Source organism: Streptomyces sp. NPDC026206, from assembly GCF_040638465.1.
In the GTDB taxonomy this organism is placed as follows: domain Bacteria; phylum Actinomycetota; class Actinomycetes; order Streptomycetales; family Streptomycetaceae; genus Streptomyces.
On the sequence record NZ_JBEZYL010000010.1, the window covers coordinates 99194 to 117996 of the forward strand.

Annotated in this window: 13 protein-coding genes; 7 read left to right on the plus strand and 6 right to left on the minus strand. The window is 72.7% G+C overall.

The genetic code is table 11. The features are described 5' to 3' along the window. Window positions 1-23: 23 nt before the first annotated feature. The 4 genes from AB0F13_RS16700 (at window position 24) to AB0F13_RS16715 (ending at window position 6203) form a co-directional block, all read left to right on the plus strand. On the plus strand, window positions 24-1154 hold the full coding sequence (locus tag AB0F13_RS16700; RefSeq protein WP_362081836.1) for a HoxN/HupN/NixA family nickel/cobalt transporter: 1131 nt from the start codon (window positions 24-26) through the stop codon (window positions 1152-1154). A gap of 488 nt (window positions 1155-1642) precedes the next feature. Beyond that, the gene (gene uvrA, locus AB0F13_RS16705; protein WP_362081839.1) at window positions 1643-4030 is read left to right on the plus strand and encodes an excinuclease ABC subunit UvrA; all 2388 of its coding nucleotides are present in this window, start codon (window positions 1643-1645) and stop codon (window positions 4028-4030) included. Window positions 4031-4116: 86 nt separating this feature from the next. Continuing rightward, on the plus strand, window positions 4117-5304 hold the full coding sequence (locus tag AB0F13_RS16710; RefSeq protein WP_362081842.1) for an FAD-dependent monooxygenase: 1188 nt from the start codon (window positions 4117-4119) through the stop codon (window positions 5302-5304). Between the two features lie 35 nt (window positions 5305-5339). Continuing rightward, complete coding sequence (locus tag AB0F13_RS16715) at window positions 5340-6203, plus strand: DNA-formamidopyrimidine glycosylase family protein (RefSeq protein ID WP_362081845.1); 864 nt, start codon at window positions 5340-5342, stop codon at window positions 6201-6203. Window positions 6204-6256: 53 nt separating this feature from the next. Here AB0F13_RS16715 and AB0F13_RS16720 read toward each other — a convergent pair whose 3' ends face one another. The 5 genes from AB0F13_RS16720 to AB0F13_RS16740 all read right to left on the minus strand — a co-directional run bounded on the left by AB0F13_RS16720 (window position 6257) and on the right by AB0F13_RS16740 (window position 12623). Further along, entirely contained in the window at window positions 6257-7519 is a 1263-nt protein-coding gene (locus AB0F13_RS16720; RefSeq protein WP_362081848.1) for a hypothetical protein, read from the minus strand. Further along, window positions 7516-8034 carry a hypothetical protein gene (locus AB0F13_RS16725; protein WP_362081851.1) on the minus strand — a complete coding sequence of 173 codons (519 nt, stop codon included), beginning with the start codon at window positions 8032-8034 and terminating at the stop codon, window positions 7516-7518. Before AB0F13_RS16725 ends, AB0F13_RS16720 begins: the two co-directional genes overlap by 4 nt. Before the next feature lie 24 nt (window positions 8035-8058). Continuing rightward, on the minus strand, window positions 8059-8346 hold the full coding sequence (locus tag AB0F13_RS16730; RefSeq protein ID WP_362081854.1) for a hypothetical protein: 288 nt from the start codon (window positions 8344-8346) through the stop codon (window positions 8059-8061). Between the two features lie 389 nt (window positions 8347-8735). Beyond that, window positions 8736-10178, minus strand: coding sequence for an amino acid permease (locus AB0F13_RS16735; protein WP_362081857.1), 1443 nt, complete (start codon window positions 10176-10178; stop codon window positions 8736-8738). Window positions 10179-10274: 96 nt separating this feature from the next. After that, window positions 10275-12623, minus strand: coding sequence for a GH92 family glycosyl hydrolase (locus tag AB0F13_RS16740; protein WP_362081860.1), 2349 nt, complete (start codon window positions 12621-12623; stop codon window positions 10275-10277). 221 nt (window positions 12624-12844) lie between these two features. Between AB0F13_RS16740 and AB0F13_RS16745 the strand changes: the two genes are divergently transcribed. Then, window positions 12845-14032: a serine hydrolase domain-containing protein gene (locus tag AB0F13_RS16745; protein ID WP_362081862.1), complete on the plus strand. Its 1188-nt coding sequence runs from the start codon at window positions 12845-12847 to the stop codon at window positions 14030-14032. 82 nt (window positions 14033-14114) lie between these two features. After that, the gene (locus tag AB0F13_RS16750; protein ID WP_362081865.1) at window positions 14115-14828 is read left to right on the plus strand and encodes a (2Fe-2S)-binding protein; all 714 of its coding nucleotides are present in this window, start codon (window positions 14115-14117) and stop codon (window positions 14826-14828) included. Here the strand turns inward: AB0F13_RS16750 and AB0F13_RS16755 are convergent. Continuing rightward, entirely contained in the window at window positions 14807-15454 is a 648-nt protein-coding gene (locus AB0F13_RS16755; protein ID WP_362081868.1) for a PAS domain-containing protein, read from the minus strand. The genes AB0F13_RS16750 and AB0F13_RS16755 overlap by 22 nt on opposite strands. Before the next feature lie 122 nt (window positions 15455-15576). On the opposite strand from AB0F13_RS16755, the gene AB0F13_RS16760 reads away from it, so the two are divergent. After that, window positions 15577-18768, plus strand: coding sequence for a cytochrome P450 (locus AB0F13_RS16760; RefSeq protein WP_362081871.1), 3192 nt, complete (start codon window positions 15577-15579; stop codon window positions 18766-18768). Window positions 18769-18803: the final 35 nt, after the last annotated feature.

Sequence of the window (18803 nt, forward strand, 5' to 3'; positions counted from 1 at the left end):
AGGTGCTGGAGCGTTCAACCCCGATGACTGTGCTTTCCAAGTCCACCGAATCCCCCGGCGGCACCCTGCCCGCCTTCCGCTGGCGCCGCCAGGACACCCTGCGCACCGCCGGCCTGCTGGCCGTCATAGCCGCCCTGCACGTCGTCGCCTTCGGCGTGCTCTTCCTGCTGGTCGTCCCGAACCACTACACCGTGGACTCCAAGGTCTTCGGTGTGGGCCTCGGTGTCACCGCCTACACCCTCGGCATGCGGCACGCCTTCGACGCCGATCACATAGCCGCCATCGACAACACCACCCGCAAGCTGATGGCCGACGGCAAGCGCCCGGTCTCCGTCGGCTTCTGGTTCGCCCTCGGTCACTCCAGCGTCGTCGTCCTGATGGCCCTGCTGGTGGCCGGCGGCACCCAGCTGGCCGGGACGCTGCTGAACGAGGAGTCCACCACCCACCAGACCCTTGGCCTCGTCGGTACGACCGTCTCCGGCGGCTTCCTCTACCTCATCGCCGCCCTCAACCTCATCGCCCTCGCCGGCATCCTGCGCATCTTCCGCGCAATGCGTGAGGGCCGCTACGACGAGGCCGAGCTGGAGCAGCACCTCGACTCGCGCGGCTTCATGAACCGCATCCTCGGCCGCTTCACGCGCTCCGTCACCCGCCCCGGGCAGATGTACCCGCTGGGCTTCCTCTTCGGCCTCGGCTTCGACACGGCCACCGAGGTCACGCTGATGGTGATGGCCGGCAGCGGCGCCGCCGCCGGGCTGCCGTGGTACGCGGTCCTGTGCCTGCCGCTGCTGTTCGCCGCCGGCATGAGCCTGTTCGACACGCTCGACGGCACGTTCATGAACTTCGCCTACCAGTGGGCGTTCTCCAACCCCGTCCGCAAGGTCTACTACAACCTCACCATCACCGGCCTGTCCATCGCCGTTGCCTTCCTCATCGGCACCATCGAGCTGGTGGGGGTCCTGCACGAGAAGCTCGGCCTGGACGACGCGGTGACCGGCTGGATCGCCGGACTGAACCTCGACAACGTCGGATTCGTCATTGTCGGGCTGTTCGTGGTGGTCTGGGCAATCGCGCTCGCGTACTGGCGCCTGGCCAAGGTCGAGCAGCGCTGGGCGGCCCGCACTACCACCGCCACCGCCCTCACGGACCCGTGAGCGGGGCAGGCGGAGATGAAGCCGGGAGTCAGGGACGCCCGCACCCCTGACCCTCGCACTCCTTCCTCGCCCTGATGACAGGCGGGCCGTTCCCGGCGGACTCCTCCCGCACCACCACCCTGGTCGGCCCGCCGCACGTCGGACAGATCCGCGACGAGGGATCACGCTCCCGGTCGACCGCCGCGGCGATCCTGTGCAGGGGGCCCGCGGCGGTATCGGTGTCGGACATGGGCTATCCCGTTCACTTCCACGCTTGTCGCACTGCAGAGGGCTGCATCGTGGCGCACGACCCCTGATCACGTCAGCGCCTTGCGCTGTGATCACCCTCTGGGGGGTGAGAGGTGCACAGGAGCTGACGCGGTGACTGTTCCGTGCCCCGTCTGGGGGGGCACCTCCCAGCGGTAGCCGGGGAGATTGAGGACCGGGGGTCCGGGGCGGAGCCCCCCGGTTACGGGAAGGGGCGGGGTGGGGGAAATAGAGTCGTGCGCATGCACGACCCCTACGTCCGCGTGCGCGGCGCCCGCGAGCACAATCTCCGGGCCGTCGACGTCGACATCCCCCGCGACGCCCTCGTCGTCTTCACCGGAGTCTCCGGCTCCGGCAAGTCGTCGCTGGCCTTCGGCACCGTCTACGCCGAGGCCCAGCGCCGGTACTTCGAGTCCGTCGCCCCGTACGCCCGCCGGCTCATCCACCAGGTCGGTGCCCCCAAGGTGGACGAGATCAGCGGGCTGCCGCCCGCCGTCGCCCTCGAACAGCGGCGGTCCTCGCCCACGTCGCGCTCCTCCGTCGGTACCGTCACGACGCTCTCCAACTCCCTGCGCATGCTCTTCTCCCGCGCCGGCACCTACCCGGCGGGGGCCGGGCGGCTGGACTCCGACGCCTTTTCGCCGAACACCGCCGCCGGCGCCTGCCCTCAGTGCCACGGGCTCGGGCGCGTCCACCGGGTCACCGAGGACTCGCTCGTCCCCGACCCGTCGCGCTCGATCCGCGACGGCGCCGTCGCCGCGTGGCCGGGGGCGTGGCAGGGCAAGAATCTGCGGGACATCCTCGACACGCTCGGGTACGACATCGACCGGCCGTGGCGGGAGCTGCCGCAGGCGGACCGCGAGTGGATCCTCTTCACCGACGAGCAGCCCGTCGTCACCGTGCACCCCGTGCGGGACGCCGAGCGCATCCAACGCCCTTACCAGGGCACGTACATGAGCGCCCGCCGCTATGTGCTGCACACCTTCGCGGACTCCAAGAGCGCCGCGCTGCGGGCCCGCGCCGAGCGGCACCTGGTCAGCGGCCCGTGCCCGGTGTGCGACGGGCGGCGGCTGCGGCCCGAGGCGCTGGCCGTCACCTTCGCCGGGCGGGACATCGCCGCGCTCGCCGCGCAGCCGCTGGCCGAGCTGGCGCGGACGCTGCGCCCGGCGCGCGACGGCGAGGGGGTCGCCGCCGCACTCGCCCAGGACCTGCTCGCCCGGATCGAGGTGCTCAGCGAACTCGGCCTGGGCTACCTCAGCGTGGACCGGCCCACACCGACCCTGTCGGCCGGTGAGCTGCAGCGGCTGCGGCTCGCCACCCAGCTGAGGTCCGGACTCTTCGGTGTCGTCTACGTCCTGGACGAGCCCTCCGCCGGCCTCCACCCGGCCGACAGCGCCGCCCTGCTGACCGTCCTGGACCGGCTCAAGGCGGCGGGGAACTCGCTGTTCGTCGTGGAGCACCACATGGACGTCGTGCGCCGCGCCGACTGGATCGTGGACGTCGGGCCCGGGGCGGGCGAGCACGGCGGACAGGTGCTCCACAGCGGGCCGGTCGACGGGCTGGCCGGCGTGGTGGAGTCCGCGACGCGCCGCTTCCTCTTCCCCGACGGCGCCGCAACCCCCGCGCGTACGCACCGCGAGCCCTCCGGCGTGCTGCGGCTGCGCGGCGTCACCCGGCACAACCTCCGCGACCTCGACGTGGACGTTCCGCTCGGAGTGTTCACCGCCGTCACCGGGGTCTCCGGCTCGGGCAAGTCGACGCTGGTGGGCGAGGCGCTGGCGGAGACCGTGGCCGCGCACCTGGAGGGGCGGCAGCCGGAGGTCGAGGCCGAGGGGCTCGCGGCCGTCGACCGGCTCGTACGCGTCGACCAGAAGCCGATCGGCCGTACGCCGCGCTCGAACCTGGCCACGTACACCGGCCTGTTCGACGCCGTGCGCAAGGTCTTCGCGGCGACCGACGAGGCCCGCGCCCGGGGCTACGGCGTCGGCCGGTTCTCCTTCAACGTCGTCGCCGGGCGCTGCGAGGTCTGCCAGGGCGAGGGGTTCGTCGCCGTGGAGCTGCTCTTCCTGCCCGGCACCTACGCCCCGTGCACCGCGTGCCGGGGTGCGCGCTACAACCCCGGGACGCTGGAGGTCACCTACCGGGGCGCGACCATCGCCGATGTGCTCGACATGACCGTCGACGCGGCCGCCGCGTTCCTCGCCGACGTGCCCGCCGCGCTGCGCGGCCTGCGCACACTGCAGGAGGTGGGGCTGGGCTATCTGCGCCTGGGCCAGCCCGCCACGGAGCTCTCCGGTGGGGAGGCGCAGCGCATCAAGCTCGCCACCGAGCTGCAGCGCACGCACCGCGGGCACACGCTGTACGTGCTGGACGAGCCGACGACCGGGCTGCACCCTGCCGACACCGAGGTGCTGCTGCGCCAGCTGCACGGCCTGGTGGGGGCGGGCAACACCGTGGTGGTCGTCGAGCACGACATGGCGGTGGTCGCGGGCGCGGACCACGTCGTCGACCTGGGCCCGGGCGGGGGCGCGGAGGGCGGGGCGGTGGTCGCCGCCGGCACGCCGGAGGAGGTCGCGCGGTCCCGGGCGAGCGTGACGGCGCCCTATCTGGCCGACGCATTGCGGGCGTAGCCGCGCGCTCTGGACGGAGTGCACCCCTTCTGGTTTCGTCATGGTCAAGTGTTCGACACGGCTCGACGTGTGGGGGCAAGACCACCATGGCCCATGTCCTGATCATCGGCGGCGGCATCGCCGGACCCGTGACCGCGATGGCCCTGCAGCGGGCCGGCATCGACTCGACCGTCTACGAGGCGTTCCCGGCCGGCGCGGACAACGCCGGCTCCTTCCTCACCCTCTTCGCCAACGGACTCGCCGCCCTGCGCACCATCGGGGCCGACCGGCCCGTGCGCGAGGCCTCCTGCGTCGCCGAGACGGTGGAGTTCATCAGCGACACCGGCAGGCTCCTCGGCCGGCGTCCCCTCTCCGGCTCCTGGGACGAGGGGCTCGCCCCCCGCACCCTCCAGCGCTCCGTCCTGTGCCGCACCCTGCGCGCCGAAGCGGTCCGCCGGGGCATACGCGTAGAGCACGGCAAGCGCCTCGTCGACCTCACCACCCGCCCCCGGGGCACGGTCGTGGCGCGGTTCGCGGACGGCACCCGCGCCGAGGGCACCGCCGTCGTCGGCGCCGACGGCCTGCGCTCGCGCACCCGCGCCCTCCTCGATCCCGCCGCGCCCCCGCCCCGCCACACCGGGCAGCTCACCGTCTGCGGCCGCACCCGCGAAGCGCTCGCCGGGATACCGGACCGCACGTACCGCATGTACTACGGGCAGCGGGCCTTCTTCGGCTGCACGACCGCACCGGAGGGCACCACCTACTGGTTCGCCAACATGCCCGGCGCCGAGCTGCCCCGGGCCGTCCTCGCCTCCGCCACCCCTGCCCAGTGGCGCCGCCGCGTCGCCGAGCTCTTCGCCGACGACCGCACACCCGCCGCGGCGATCGCCGCCGCCACCGGCGACGACATCGTCGGCATCAACGCCTACGACATCCCCACCACACCCGTCTGGCACAACACCCACGCCGTCCTCGTCGGCGATGCCGCCCACGCCACCGCCCCCAACGCCGCCCAGGGCGCGTCCATGGCCATCGAGGACGGTGTCGTCCTCGCCCGGTGCCTGCGTGACCTGCCCTGCACCGAGGAGGGGTTCGGGGCGTACGAGCGGCTGCGCCGCGCGCGCGTCGAGCGGGTCGTGGCCATGAGCGCCGGTATGGCCGGCCATGCGCCCGGCACCGCGCAGGAGCGGGCGGCCCGCGACGCCGAGGTGGAGCGCCGCATGGCCGAGGCCCCCCGCCGGGCCATGGACTGGCTCACCGGCTACCGCATCGACTGGGGCGCCCGCGTCCACTGAGTTGCCGCCCCGGGCCACTGCGGCAGACTGGAGCCATGCCGGAGCTGCCGGAGGTCGAAGCCCTCGCCGGGTTCCTGGCCGAACGCCTCGTCGGCCGCAGGGTCGAGCGCGTCCTGCCCGCCGCGGTGAGCGTCCTCAAGACCTACGACCCACCGCTGAGCGCCGCCGAAGGTCGCGCGGTCACGGCGGTGCGGCGGCACGGCAAATTCCTCGACGTGGCCACTGATGACGGCCCCCACCTGGTCTTCCACCTCGCCCGCGCGGGCTGGCTGCGCTGGCACGACAGCCTGCCCGAGACGCCCCCGCGCCCCGGCAGGGGGCCCCTCGCCCTGCGGGTACGGCTGGCCGGCGGCGACGGCTTCGACCTCACCGAGGCCGGTACCCAGAAGCGGCTCGCCGTCTACTGCGCCCGCGAACCCTCCGACGTACCAGGCATCGCCCGGCTCGGACCGGACCCCCTCGCACCCGCCTTCACCCTCGACGCCTTCGCCGCCCTGCTGCGCGGCGAGCGACGGCAGCTCAAGGGCGTCCTGCGCGACCAGAGCGTCATCGCCGGCATCGGCAACGCCTACTCCGACGAGATCCTGCACGCCGCCCGCATGTCGCCGTTCAAGCTCGCCGCGAGCCTGACGGACGAGGAGACCGCCACCCTCTACGAGGCCCTGGGCACCACCTTGCGCGAGGCCGTCGAGCGTGCGCGCGGGCACGCCGCCGCCGAGCTGAAGGCGGAGAAGAAGAGCGGCATGCGCGTCCACGGCCGCACCGGTCAGCCCTGCCCGGTCTGCGGGGACACCGTCCGGGAGGTGTCCTTCAGCGACTCCTCGCTGCAGTACTGCCCCACCTGCCAGACGGGCGGGAAACCGCTCGCCGACCGGCGGCTGTCGCGGCTGCTGAAGTAGCGCGGGCCGTCCGGTCGGTCCCGGCGGCCCGCCGGCGGACGCCGGGCAAGGGGTCAGACCAGGGCCAGGGCCGTCAGCCCGGCCGACAGCAGGACCGCTGCCGCGGCGGGCCGACGGAGGCGGTGCGCGGAGACAGCCGCTGCCACCAGCAGCTGGGCCAGGACGGCAAGGGCCGTGGCCGCGGCGAGCCGGAAACCGCGCTCGCCGGCCACCTCCGCCCGGTCCACCTGCCGCTGCTGCTCGGTCAGCATCGTCCGCCACTCCAGCGGTTCTGTCCGCAGCGCCGTCGCCGTGGCCGGATCGACACGGTCGGCCGCTTCCGCGGGCCGGCCCATGTACCGCGCCGTACGCGCCATGAGACCGGCGGCCGTCGTCTCGGCCGCGGCCACGGCCTGCTCGTGCGCGGCGTCCGGGGAACTCCCGGTCTCCAGGGCGGCCGACAGGCGCGCGGCCGACTGGAGGTCCGCCGCGGCCGCGGCCTGGAGGCTCGTGGTAAGGAACGCCGTCCGCTGACCGCTCACCGCGATGCCCAGGGAGATTCCTGAGGCCCGGCGAGCCGCCTCCGCCTGGGCGCGCTGCTCGTCGCAGGCCGCCACCATCTGGCCGAAGGGCAGCGCGAGGAGCAGCGCCGACAGGAGCAGGAGGAAGCGTGCGGTGCGGCGGCGGTCGCCGGCCGGGGCCGTGGCCGGCTGCGGGAGGAGTTCGGGCTTCCGCAGCACGCGGGGGGCCGGGGGCGGCGCCGGTGGGTGGCGCCAGCGCACGGGCCGCAGGACGTTGGCGGCGGCAGCTGCCAGGAGGACCGCCGCGAACGCGACCCACACCGAGACCCGTCCCCACAGGGCCCAGCTGTCTCCGTCGTGCAGCGTGGCGTCCGGGTCGAGGGCGTAGAGCTCGGCGGAGCGCTTCTGCAGGTCGGCCAGGCGGTGCGGAATGTCGTAGCCGAGCTCCCGGTGGACGTAGGCGTCGTCGCCGAGGAGACTTCCGGGCCGTGCGCGCGAGCGGAATTGGAGCGCGGTCTGGGCGGCGAGGGCGTACTCGGACGCGGCCAGCCGCCCTTGGTCTTTCAGGGGCCGCAGGGCATCGGTCCGTATCCGGGCGGCGGCCGCCCGGAACGCGTCCGGGGCCTCGTCCGCGTAGACATGGCGGACGTCTTCCCGCAGCGCGGCCTGGCGTTTGACGTCCTCCCGCACCGCGTCCTGGTAGGCGCCCCCGGCCCCGCTGAACTGCCAGGTGGCCGACAGCGTGGCCAGGGCCACGACGGACAGCACCACGATCTGCAGTCGGATACGGACGCTGAACCGGCCCGCGCCGGTCAAGGGGACGCCCGCTTGAAGGCGTGGCGCTGCCCCGTTTCATCGATGAGGGTGAGGACATCGTCCGTCACCTGCCAGGCATAGGCCTTGGGCGTGAGCGGCTGGGGACTGTTGCTCACATCGCCCTCGGGGTTTCTGGGGTCCTTCTTCGTGAGGGAGGAGGACGCCGGGCGCAGGACCAGCTTGTCGCCCTTCTCGCCTTCCAGCCGAACCGAACCCGCCGCGCTCTGTTGCATTTCGTAGTCGCCGCCATCCGGTATGCGATAGGAGAGCAGTCCGGCGTATGTGTACGTGCCGTCCGGGATGAAGCGGTAGGCGAGCGTCGTATTCGAGTTCGGTTGTGAGCTTTCCCAGGCACCCACGAGGTTCGCGGGAATGACCGAATTCTTTGGGGGAGTTGTGGTCGCTGCGGGGCTTCCGGAATGTGAGCCGGTCGTTTCGTCGGATCCGGGGCTGCCCGGGGAGCAGGACACCAGCCCCCCGCATGCCAGGAGGACCATGACGACGAGAGCGCGCATGGGCACCTCTCTACTGACGGTCTCTTACGGGTTTCCGCCGACCTGCCGCACGTAACTGGACCCGTCGAGCATCAGGTACTCGAAGTTGTATCCGTACAGATCGTCGAGCCGCTGGATCGACCATGCCTCCTCCTGCCATGGCCCGCCCGGGATGTGGAAGGTCATGCGCGAACCCTCGACGACGACCGGACCGCGCTGCACGAGGCCGCCGGTGTACTGCAGGGTGACGTTTCCGTCGGCGGAGAAGATGATCCTCTTGATCCTGGCGGGCTTGGTGTCGCCGACCCACTCCCCGACGAGATGGGCCGGCACCGAGCCCTTGACGGCCGGGGCCGGGTCGGAGGGAGGAGGAACGACCCGGGTTTGCGGTGGCGACGACACGGGAGCGGAGGGAACGGAAAGCGAGGAAACGGGTGTGGGGTCGTCGGGTTCGTCCGTGGAACTCCCCTCACTGCCGCACGCCGTGAGAACGGCCACGGCAAACGCCACCGCCGCCGACTTCGGTATCACCGACCGCATAGCGCGCCCCCGTCGGTTGCGTACCGCCGCCCTCATGATGGGGGCGGCGGTTCAGGTCTCCGACGGTAGCGCTCTCACAGAGTGAAAGGAATGGGCCATGGCCAGAAAGTCACTTGTTCTCTGATAAGCATATGGGCCGATCAAAAAGGGTGAGCTTTCTGTCGTTTGGCTGCCGACAGCTCCTAATCCCGAGGGATCCCCCGCTCGTCCGCCTTCGCCAGCTCCGAGTGCCGGAACGAGTAGGCGAAGTACACCACCAGCCCGACCAGGAACCACACCGCGAACCGCACCCACGTCTGCCACGCCAGATACGTGATCAGCCAGATCGAGGCGGCCACCCCGATGGCCGGGACCACCGGCACCCCCGGGCAGCGGAAGCTGCGCGGCAGTTCGGGCCGCCTATAGCGCAGCACGATCACAGCGGTGCACACCACGGCGAAGGCCAGCAGAATGCCGATGTTGGTGAGTTCCGCCGCCTCGCCGATCGGGACGAACCCCGCGATCGCCGCCGACGCGAAGCCGACGATCCACGTCACCCGCGTCGGCACATGCCGCGTGGGGTGCGTGTGGGCGAACCACTTCGGCAGCAGCCCGTCCCGGCTCATCGCGAACCACACCCGGGTCACGCCGAGCATGAAGGTGAACATCACGGTGAGAATGCCGATGATCGCGCCGACGGCGATGACATCCGCGATGCCGCTCAGCCCCACCGACTTGAAGGCCGTGGAGAAGCCGCTCTCCTTGTCGATGTCCTTGTAGGACTGCATTCCGGTCAGCACCAGGCAGGCCAGGACGTACAGCACCATCGAGACGGCGAGGGAGTACATGATCGCCCTGGGCATGTGCCGCTGTGCGTCCTTGGACTCCTCCGCCGCCGTGGACATCGCGTCGTAGCCGAACACCGCGAAGAAGACGGTGGCCGCGCCCGTGAACGCCCCGCTGACGCCGAAGGGGAAGAAGGGCGTGTAGTGCGAGCTCTTGACGTGGAAGAACCCCACGATGATCACCAGCAGGACCACCAGGATCTTCAGGCCCACGACGATCGTCTCGAAGCGGGCCGCGTTCTTGATGCCCATGGTCAGCAGATAGGCGATCAGCAGGCACAGCACCGCCGCGAAAATGTCCACCCGGTGCCCGTCACCGGTGCCCGGCGCGCCCAGCATCCAGTCGGGCAGCTGGGTGTTGGTCTCCCCGAGCAGGAAGTTGATGTAGCCGGAGATGCCGATGGCCACGACGGCGACGATGGCGGTGTACTCCAGCAGCAGGTCCCAGCCGATGAACCAGCCGCCGATCTCACCGAGCACCGCGTAGCCGTAGGTGTACGCGGACCCGGCGCGCGGGATGAGGCCCGCGAACTCCGCGTAGGAGAACGCCGCCGCCGCGCTCGCCACACCCGCGATCAGGAACGAGATCAGCACCGCCGGACCCGCCACCCCATTGGCGATGGTGCCCGCGAGGCTGAAGATGCCCGCGCCGATGATGCCGCCGACGCCGATGGCGGTGAGCTGCCACAGGCCCAGGGTGCGGGTCAGGTGCTCCCCGTGGGCCTCGGTCTCCTCCGCCTCCTCGATCGTCTCGATCGGTTTGCGGCGCAGTACGCCCTGACCAACCCGGAGCCCGGCCATGCGTTGTCCTCTCGTCGATCCTGAGGGCGGGATCGCGGTCATCATGGCCGAGCCGGGGCGGCGACGGAAGGCGCCGCCCCGCACCGGCCCCGGGGATCAGCCGATGGCGGGCGGCACGGCCCTGGCGGCCGTCCCCCAGGCGGAGGGCTCCGGCCCGACGGTGAAGTCCAGCCGCTCCCCCTCGCGGATCGCAGCTGTCGTCAGATACGTGCGGTCGTAGGCGGTGCCGTCCAGCCGTACCGAGCGCACGTAACGGTTACTGCCGGACGTGCCCGGCGCGCTGACGGTGAAGCGGCCCCGCGGGTACCAGTGCCGGTCCAGGCGCAGATCGACCCGGTCGAAGACGGGAGTGCTCAGCCCCCACACGTCCGCGCCCGGCTGCACCGGGTACACGCCGATGGCGGAGAGCACCATCCACGCCGACATCGTGCCCAGGTCGTCGTTGCCGGTCATCCCGTCCGGGGTGTCGGTGAAGAGCGTCAGCGCGGCGTGCACGACATCCGTCGTCTTCCAGGGACGGCCGGTGGAGAGGTAGGTGTACGGGGCGATGAGGTCCGGCTCGTTCTGCGGGTTGTACTTGTCGGCGTTGTAGTAGTCGTACGGGCCGTTGACCCACACCTCGCGGGCGGTGCGCGCCGGGTCGGCGAGCAGCCGGTCGTAGGCGAAGAAGGAGTCGAGCCGCTTGTCGGCCGCGTCCTTGCCGCCGATCAGCCGCACCAGGCCGGGCAGGTCCTGCGGGACCATCCACTGGTACTGCCAGGCCGTTCCCTCGTGGAAGCCGGGGCTCCTCGCCGGGTCTGCGGAGCCGGTGAACGCGCCGGAGGCGTCACGGGGCCGGAAGAAGCCGGTGGCGGGGTCGTGGAGTCTGCGGTAGTTCAGCGACCGGGCCGCGTAGCGGTCGGCGTCCGCGCGGTGGCCGAGGTCACGGGCCATCCTGGCGAGCACCCCGTCGGCGAGCGCGTACTCCAAGGTCGCGGAGGCGCCCTCGTGCAGGTCGGAGTCGCCGGGCTTGCGCTTGGGGCGGTCGGGCAGGTGGGGGACGTAACCGTCCTTGAGATACTGCTCGTTGCCCTCCCGGCCCACGGCCGGCGAGCCGGCGGGGGGCACGCCGTCCGCGTTCTTCTTCAGGGCCCGGTACGCCTCCTCCTCGTGGCCGGTGAGCAGGCCGTGGTGGAAGGCGTTGGTGAGGTACGGGGTGACGGGGTCACCGGTCATGATGTTGGTCTCCACCGTGCCGTAGCCCCACTTGGGCAGCCAGCCGCCCTCCGCGTCGATCCGCAGCACCGACAGCGCCATGTCCCGCGACTCGCGCGGTGCCAGCAGGGCCAGCAGCTGGGCCTGGGTGCGGTAGGTGTCCCACAGCGACCAGTTCTGGTAGTAGGTGAAGCCCTTGGCCTGGTGGATCCTCTGGTCCCAGCCGGTGTAGCGGCCGTCGGTGTCACTGCCGATGTTGGGGGCGAGGAAGGAGCGGTAGAGGGAGGAGTAGAAGGTGCGGCGCAAAGTGGTGCTGCCGCCCTCGACCCGCGCGTCGCGCAGGCGCCGCTCCCAGGCGTCGTGCGCCGCGAGGGCCGTGTGGTCGAAGCCGTCCTCCTCGGCGCGCAGATTGCGCTCCGCTCCCGCCGCGTCGACGTAGCTGACGGCGGTGGTGGCCTCGACGTCCCGGTCGTCGGTGGTGTCGAAGCGGACCCAGGCGCCGTTGTGGCCGCGCGAGGTGGAGGCCCGTGAGCCGATGGTCGTCCCGTCGCCGTTCCAGGTGCCGTAGCCGGTGAAGGGGCGGTCGAAGCGGGTGAGGGTGTGCAGGGTGTACGGGCGGGTGTCCTGGCAGAAGCCACGGCCGGTGACGGTGCTGCGGACCGTGCGGCTGTCGACGATCTCGACGGTGGTGGAGACCGTCCTGTGCAGCGACTGGCCCGCGTTGAACAGGACGTTGGCCTTCTGCGTGGCGGGGAAGGTGTAGCGCTGGCGCCCCGTGCGCTCGGTCGCGGTCAGCTCGGCGGTGATGCCGCCGTAGGAGGCCAGCCGGACCCGGTAGTAGCCCGGGCGGGCCCGCTCGTCGCCGTGGCTGAATTCGGCGGCGTACCGGGCGTTGTCGGTCTGCGTCACATCGCCCGTGGTGGGCAGCACGGGCAGGTCCCCGCCGATGCGGCAGCCCACACCGGACAGGTGCACGGTGCTGAAGCCGCGGATGTGGCGGTCCTTGTAGTCGTAGCCGGTGTTGTGCCCGGTGTCGGGGGAGAGCTGCACCATGCCGAAGGGCACGGCGGCGCCGGGGAAGGTGTTCCCCTCCTTCTGGGTACCGATGAAGGGGTTGACGAGGCCGGTCAGCTCCTCGCCCCCGGCCGTCCCCGGCTGCGGGGGGACGAGCGCGGTGGAGCCCAGCATCGCCGCGAAGGCGAGCGCGGCCACGGCGGTGCGGCGCAGCAGTGGGTGTACGGCCCGTCTCATTGACCACGCCCCTCGAGCGGCATCGATGTCAGCGCTGAGGCTCGCCCGGGGGGTACGGCGAGTCAAGGATGCGACGGATGGTGGGCGTGGTGTTCCGGACACCCCGGCAGGGCATGCCATCACCTACTCGGGTGAGGGCCCGGCCGGTTCCGTTTCGCTGCGGACCACGAGGGGGAGTCGCCCCCGGGCAGGGGGAAGGGCAGGACATCAGGGGGCGGTCCATGGCGGATGCCGGTGCCTCGTGCGCGCGGCGGCCGGACCGCGCGGGTGGTTGGCGTACGCCGCGCACCACGCTGGCCGCGCTCGCGACGGCGGCCGCGCTGGTCGCGGCCGCACCGGCCGCGCCCCCGGCAGGGGCGGGCGCGGGGCACGGACGGACGCAGGCCGCCCTGGAGGCGGCCGTCCGTGCCGGTCTGCCCGGGGCGCTGGCGCGGGCTTACGACAGGCACGGCGTGTGGCAGGGCTCGGCCGGGGTCTCCGACCTCACCACGCGCCGTCCGTATCTGCCCCAGGACCACTTCCGGACCGGCAGCATCGCCAAGACGTTCGTCGCGACCGTCGTGCTGCAGCTGGAGGCGGAGGGCAGGCTCAGCGTGGCCGACACGGTCGAGTCCTACCTGCCCGGCGTGGTGCGGGGGCACGGCCACGACGGCCGCCGGATCACCATCGGCCGGCTGCTCGACCACACCAGCGGAGTCTTCAACTACCTCGACGACCCCACCGTCCGCGAGAACGCCTACGGCAAGGCCTTCCTGGCGCACCGCGACGAGACCTGGACCGGCGAGCAGCTGGTCCACCTCGCCATGACCCACGCGCCCAACTTCCGGCCGGGCACGGGCTGGTACTACTCCAACACCGAGTACACCCTCGCCGCGATGATCATCGAGCGGGTGACCGGCCACACGTACGCCGCCGAGGTCGCAAACCGCATCACCGAGCCTCTCGGGCTGCACTCCACCGTCCTGCCCGGCACCGGCAGCAGGCTCCCCGGGCCGGCCGGGCGCGCCTACACCCGCTTCCACGACGACCCGGGCACCACGCACGACGTGAGCGGGTTCAACCCCTCCCTGCTGTGGGCCGTCGGCGACATGATCTCCACCACCGCCGACCTCGACCGTTTCCTCGCCGCCCTGCTGGGTGGCGGGCTGCTCCCGCCGCGGCAGATGAGGGAGATGACCACCACCGTCCCCACGGGCGAGGACCCGGGCAGCGCCAGCGGACTGGGGCTGTTCCGCTACCGGCTGCACTGCGGGGTCGAGGTGTGGGGCCACGACGGCCTCTTCTACGGCACGCAGAGCATCGCCTACGCCACCCGGGACGCCCGGCACCGCCTCGTCCTCGACTTCAACGGCGACTGGCTCGCCCGGACCGGTGCCGCCGGGGACGTGCTCCGGGCGGAGTTCTGCTGACGGCCACCGCCCGGGCATACTGGTCGCCCCGACCCCCGCCGGGCTCCGACGGGCCGGCCGACCGAAGGAACCAGAGCGGCTCATGCGCCTTTGCGAACTCGCCGCTGTGGGCCCGTTCTTCGCCCTGAACACCGGTGACGTCCCCCCGGGCGCCGAGGGCGGCTACCTCCCGCTCGGCGAGGAGGCCGTACGGCTCCGGGTGGAGACCGTCGCCGGGCGGCTCGGGACGCCGGACCGTCGGGTGGCCGCGTCCGTCGCCTTCCAGGGCATCGCGGGGCGGCTGCTGTCCATCGCGCTCGGCTCGGCCGTCGTCAGTGGCCGGGTGCCCGACCTCACGGTCGGCGACCTGCGCTGGCACCCCGCCCGCACCGCCCCCGACGACCTCCGGCTGCCCGCCCCGGCCGCTCTCGCGCCGGCCGCGGACCCGCAGGCGCAGGCCGCACTGATCGCCTCCACGGTCCTGCACGGCCTGCTGGTCCCCCTGCACCGCGCCACCCGCGCCGTGACCCCGGTCTCCGCGCGACTGCTGTGGGGCAACGCCGGGTCCTCCCTTGCCGGTTCCCTGCGCGTCCTGCACACCTGGTGCCGGGAACAGCACCGCCCGCACGACGCCGGCCACGCGCTGGCCCTCACCCGGGCCCTGTTCGAGGACCCGCTGCTGCGCCCCACCGGGACCCTGCGCCGCACGCCCGGCGGCCCGGCCTTCGAGCGGCGCACCTGCTGCCTGTACTACCGGGTGCCCGGCGGCGGCATGTGCGGTGACTGCGTGCTGCGTCACCCGCCCCGGGCCCGCTGAGCGGCCGGTACGGGCGGCCACTGCCCGGGGACCAGCACCCCGAGCACGTACGCCTTGGCCACCAGGGCCGTGCGGTTGGGCACGCGCCAGCGCCGCGTGAGCCGGGTGAGGTGATAGTTGACGCCGTCCACGGTCAGCCCGACAGCCTTGCCCACGGCCGCCGTCGTGGCCCCGGAGGCCGCCAGCGCGAGGATCCGCCCCTCCATCTCACTGACCTCCGCCACCGGTCGGTGCACCCTGGGCTCGGCCCGCACCCGCAACACGGTCAGCAGCACCGGATACGGCAGGAACGGATCGCCGACCGGCTCCACCAGCAGCTCGCCCTCGCGCTCGGCGCCCGAGGCCTCCACCCGCCAGCGCACCTCGATCGTGTACCGGGACCGGCGGCCCAGCCGCAGCGCCTCGGTGAGCCTGTCGAGCTGGGCAAAGGCGCTGACACGGGGCCGGAACAGGTCCAGCAGTTTCCGGCCGCGCACCTGCCCGGGCACCACGCCCCACTCGGCGGCCATGGCCGGGTTCGCGACGGTGATCTCACCGTCCGCCCGGCACACGGCGATCGGCGTCGGGAGCCGGTCGAGCAGCGCGAGGAAGTGATTGCGCCACGCGAAGTAGTCGTCATCGCTCACGGATCCCCCTGCTCCTCGTTCGTACCGGGGCACCGTGCGCAAGAGCGACACGCCGCGGTCCACTGCACAATCATGCAGTTCACGCGGCCCGTACCCGTACCCGGGGCGGTCAGTGTGGAATCATGACCACTGCCACCCGGGCCGCTCTCGCGGCCGTTCCCGTCATCGACGTCTCCGCCGTCGGAGCCACCGGCACCCCGCTGCAACAGGCCATGCGCCTGGCCCGCAGGCACGGGCCCATCTTCCGGCGCCGGCTGCACGACAGCGAGCGGCTCTTCGTCACCTCGCTCGACCTGGTCGCCGAGCTGGCCGACGAGGAGCGCTTCACCAAGCACATCGGGCCGGCCCTGGAGAACGTCCGCGAATTCACCGCCGACGGCCTGTTCACCGCCTACAACCACGAGCCCAACTGGGCCAAGGCCCACGACATCCTGATGCCCGCCTTCGCGCTCGGCTCGATGCGCGCCTACCACCCGGCCATGCTGAAGGTCGCCCGGCGCCTCACCGACTCCTGGGACGCCCACCTCGCCGCGGGCACCCCCGTCGACGTCCCCGAGGACATGACACGGATGACGCTCGACACCATCGGGCTCGCCGGCTTCGGCTACGACTTCGAGTCGTTCGCGCGCGGCGGTGAACCACACCCCTTCGTCGGCGCCATGGTGCGCTGCCTGGAGTGGAGCATGAACCAGCTGGGCCGGGACCCCGGCGGGAACTACACGGCGCAGGACGAGGCCTTCCGCGCCGACGCCGCCTTCCTCACCACCGTTGTGGACGACGTCGTCAGCGCCCGTACGGCCTCCGGCGACACCCGCACCGACGACCTGCTGGGCCTCATGCTCGGTGCCCCGCACCCCGCCGACGGCACCACCCTCGACGCGGCCAACATCCGCAACCAGGTCATCACGTTCCTCATCGCCGGGCACGAAACCACCTCCGGGGCACTGTCGTTCGCCCTCCACCACCTCCTGAAGGACCCCGTCGCCCTGCGCCTGGCCCAGCGCGAGGCCGACGAGCTGTGGGGCGACACCGAGGACCCCGAGCCGACGTTCGAGGACATAGGGCGGCTGCGCTGGACCCGGCAGGTCCTGGCCGAGGCACTGCGGCTGTGGCCCACCGCGGCGGCCTTCGTCCGCGAGGCCCGCGAGGACACCCTGCTCGGCGGCCGCTACCCGCTGCGCGCCGGGGAAGGCGTCACCGTCCTGACCCCCATGCTGCACCGCGACCCCGTCTGGGGCGACAACCCCGAGCTGTTCGACCCCGCGCGCTTCGCGCCCGAGGCGGAGGCGGCCCGCTCACCGCACGCCTACAAGCCGTTCGGCACCGGCGAACGCGCCTGCATAGGCCGCCAGTTCGCCCTGCACGAGGCCACCATGCTGCTGGCCCTGCTCGTGCACCGCTACCGCCTCATCGACAGCAACAGCTACCGGCTGCGCGTCAAGGAGACCCTCACCCTCAAGCCGGACGGCTTCACCCTCACCCTCGCACGTCGCACCGCCGCCGACCGGAAGCTGAACCGCGCCGCGCTGCCCGGCGGCTCCTCGCAGGCCGTCCGCACGGCCGAGGATGCCGCTCCCACGCGCCCCACCCGCGCCCGTCAGGGCACCGGCCTGCTGGTCCTGCACGGCTCGAACTACGGCACCTGCCGCGACCTGGCCCGCGGCATCGCCGACGAAGCCGCCCGCCTCGGCTTCGACGCCACCCTCGCATCGCTCGACGACCGCACGGGCGCCCTGCCGGCCACCACGCCCGTGGTCGTCGTCGCCGCGTCGTACAACGGACGCCCCACGGACGACGCCGCCCGCTTCGCCCGGTGGGCCGAACAGGCCGGCCCGGGCACGGCGGACGGGGTCCACTACGCCGTCCTGGGCGTCGGCGACCGCAACTGGGCCGCCACCTACCAGCGCATACCCACCCTCCTCGACGAGCGGCTCGCCGCCCTCGGCGGCAGCCGCCTGCTGCCCCGCGCCGAGGCCGACGCCTCGGGCGATCTCAGCGGTACGGTCGAGGAGTTCACCCGGGCGCTGCGCCGGACGCTGCTGGAGCACTACGGCGACCCGGCGAGCGCCGGCGCGGCCGAGACGGAGCCGGACGGCTGCGCGTACACCGTCACCGAGGTCACCGGCGGCCCGCTCACGGCCCTGGCGGTCCGGCACGGCATGCGGCCCATGACGGTCACCGAGGCGTACGAGCTCACCGACCCCGCCCACCCGCGCACCAAGCGCTTCCTGCGCCTCGCCCTGCCCGACGGCGTCGAGTACCGCACCGCCGACCACCTCGCCGTCCTGCCGGTCAACGACCCCTGCCTCGTCGCACGGGCCGCCGGGCTGTTCGGCGTCGACCCCGGCACCGTCCTGGCCGTACACCCGCGCCGCGCCACAGCCGAGAGTCTTCCCGTCGACAGGCCGCTGACCGCCGGCGAACTCCTCTCCCACCACCTGGAACTGCAACAGCGCCCGACGCCGCGTCAGCTGTCCGCCCTGGCGGACCGCAACCCCTGCCCGCCCGAGCAGGCCGCCCTGCGTGCCGTGGGCCCCGACGACCCGCGCACCCTCCTGGACCTCATCGAGGACCACCCCGCCCTGCGGGGCACCCTCGGCCCGGCCGCCCTGCCCGAACTGCTGCCCCCCATGCGGCCCCGGCACTACTCCATCTCCTCCTCCCCGGCCACCGACGCCCGCCACGCCGACCTCATGGTCTCCCTGCTGGAGGCCCCCGCCCGCTCCGGCCGGGGTGACTTCCGGGGCACCGGCTCCGGCCACCTCGCCGGGCTCCGCCCCGGCGACACGGTCCTGGCCCGGGTCCAGCCGTGCCGCGAGGCGTTCCGCATTACGGACCACGACCGCACCCCCGTCGTGATGGTCGCCGCCGGCACGGGCCTGGCCCCCTTCCGGGGCGTGGTCGCCGACCGCGCCGCACTCGCCGCGGCGGGCACCGAACCGGCCCCCGCACTGCTGTACTTCGGCTGCGACGCCCCCGACGCCGACTACCTGCACGCCGCCGAACTCCACGCGGCGCAGGAGGCGGGCGCGGTCTCGCTCCGCCCCGCCTTCAGCGCCCGCCCGCAGGCGGGCGGCGGCCCGTTCGTCCAGCACCGCCTGGCCGCCGAGGCCGACGAGGTCTGGTCACTGCTGGAGGCCGGGGCGCGGGTGTACGTCTGCGGCGACGGCGCCCGCATGGCACCGGGCGTACGGGCCGCCCTGCGCGATCTGTACGCCCACCGGACCGGCGCCGACGCCCGCGCCGCCGATGCGTGGCTGCGCGAGCTGACCGACGCGGGGCGCTACATCGAGGACGTCTACGCGGCAAGCTGAAGATCTGACTCCCCGCCACAGCCTCAACTCACGTA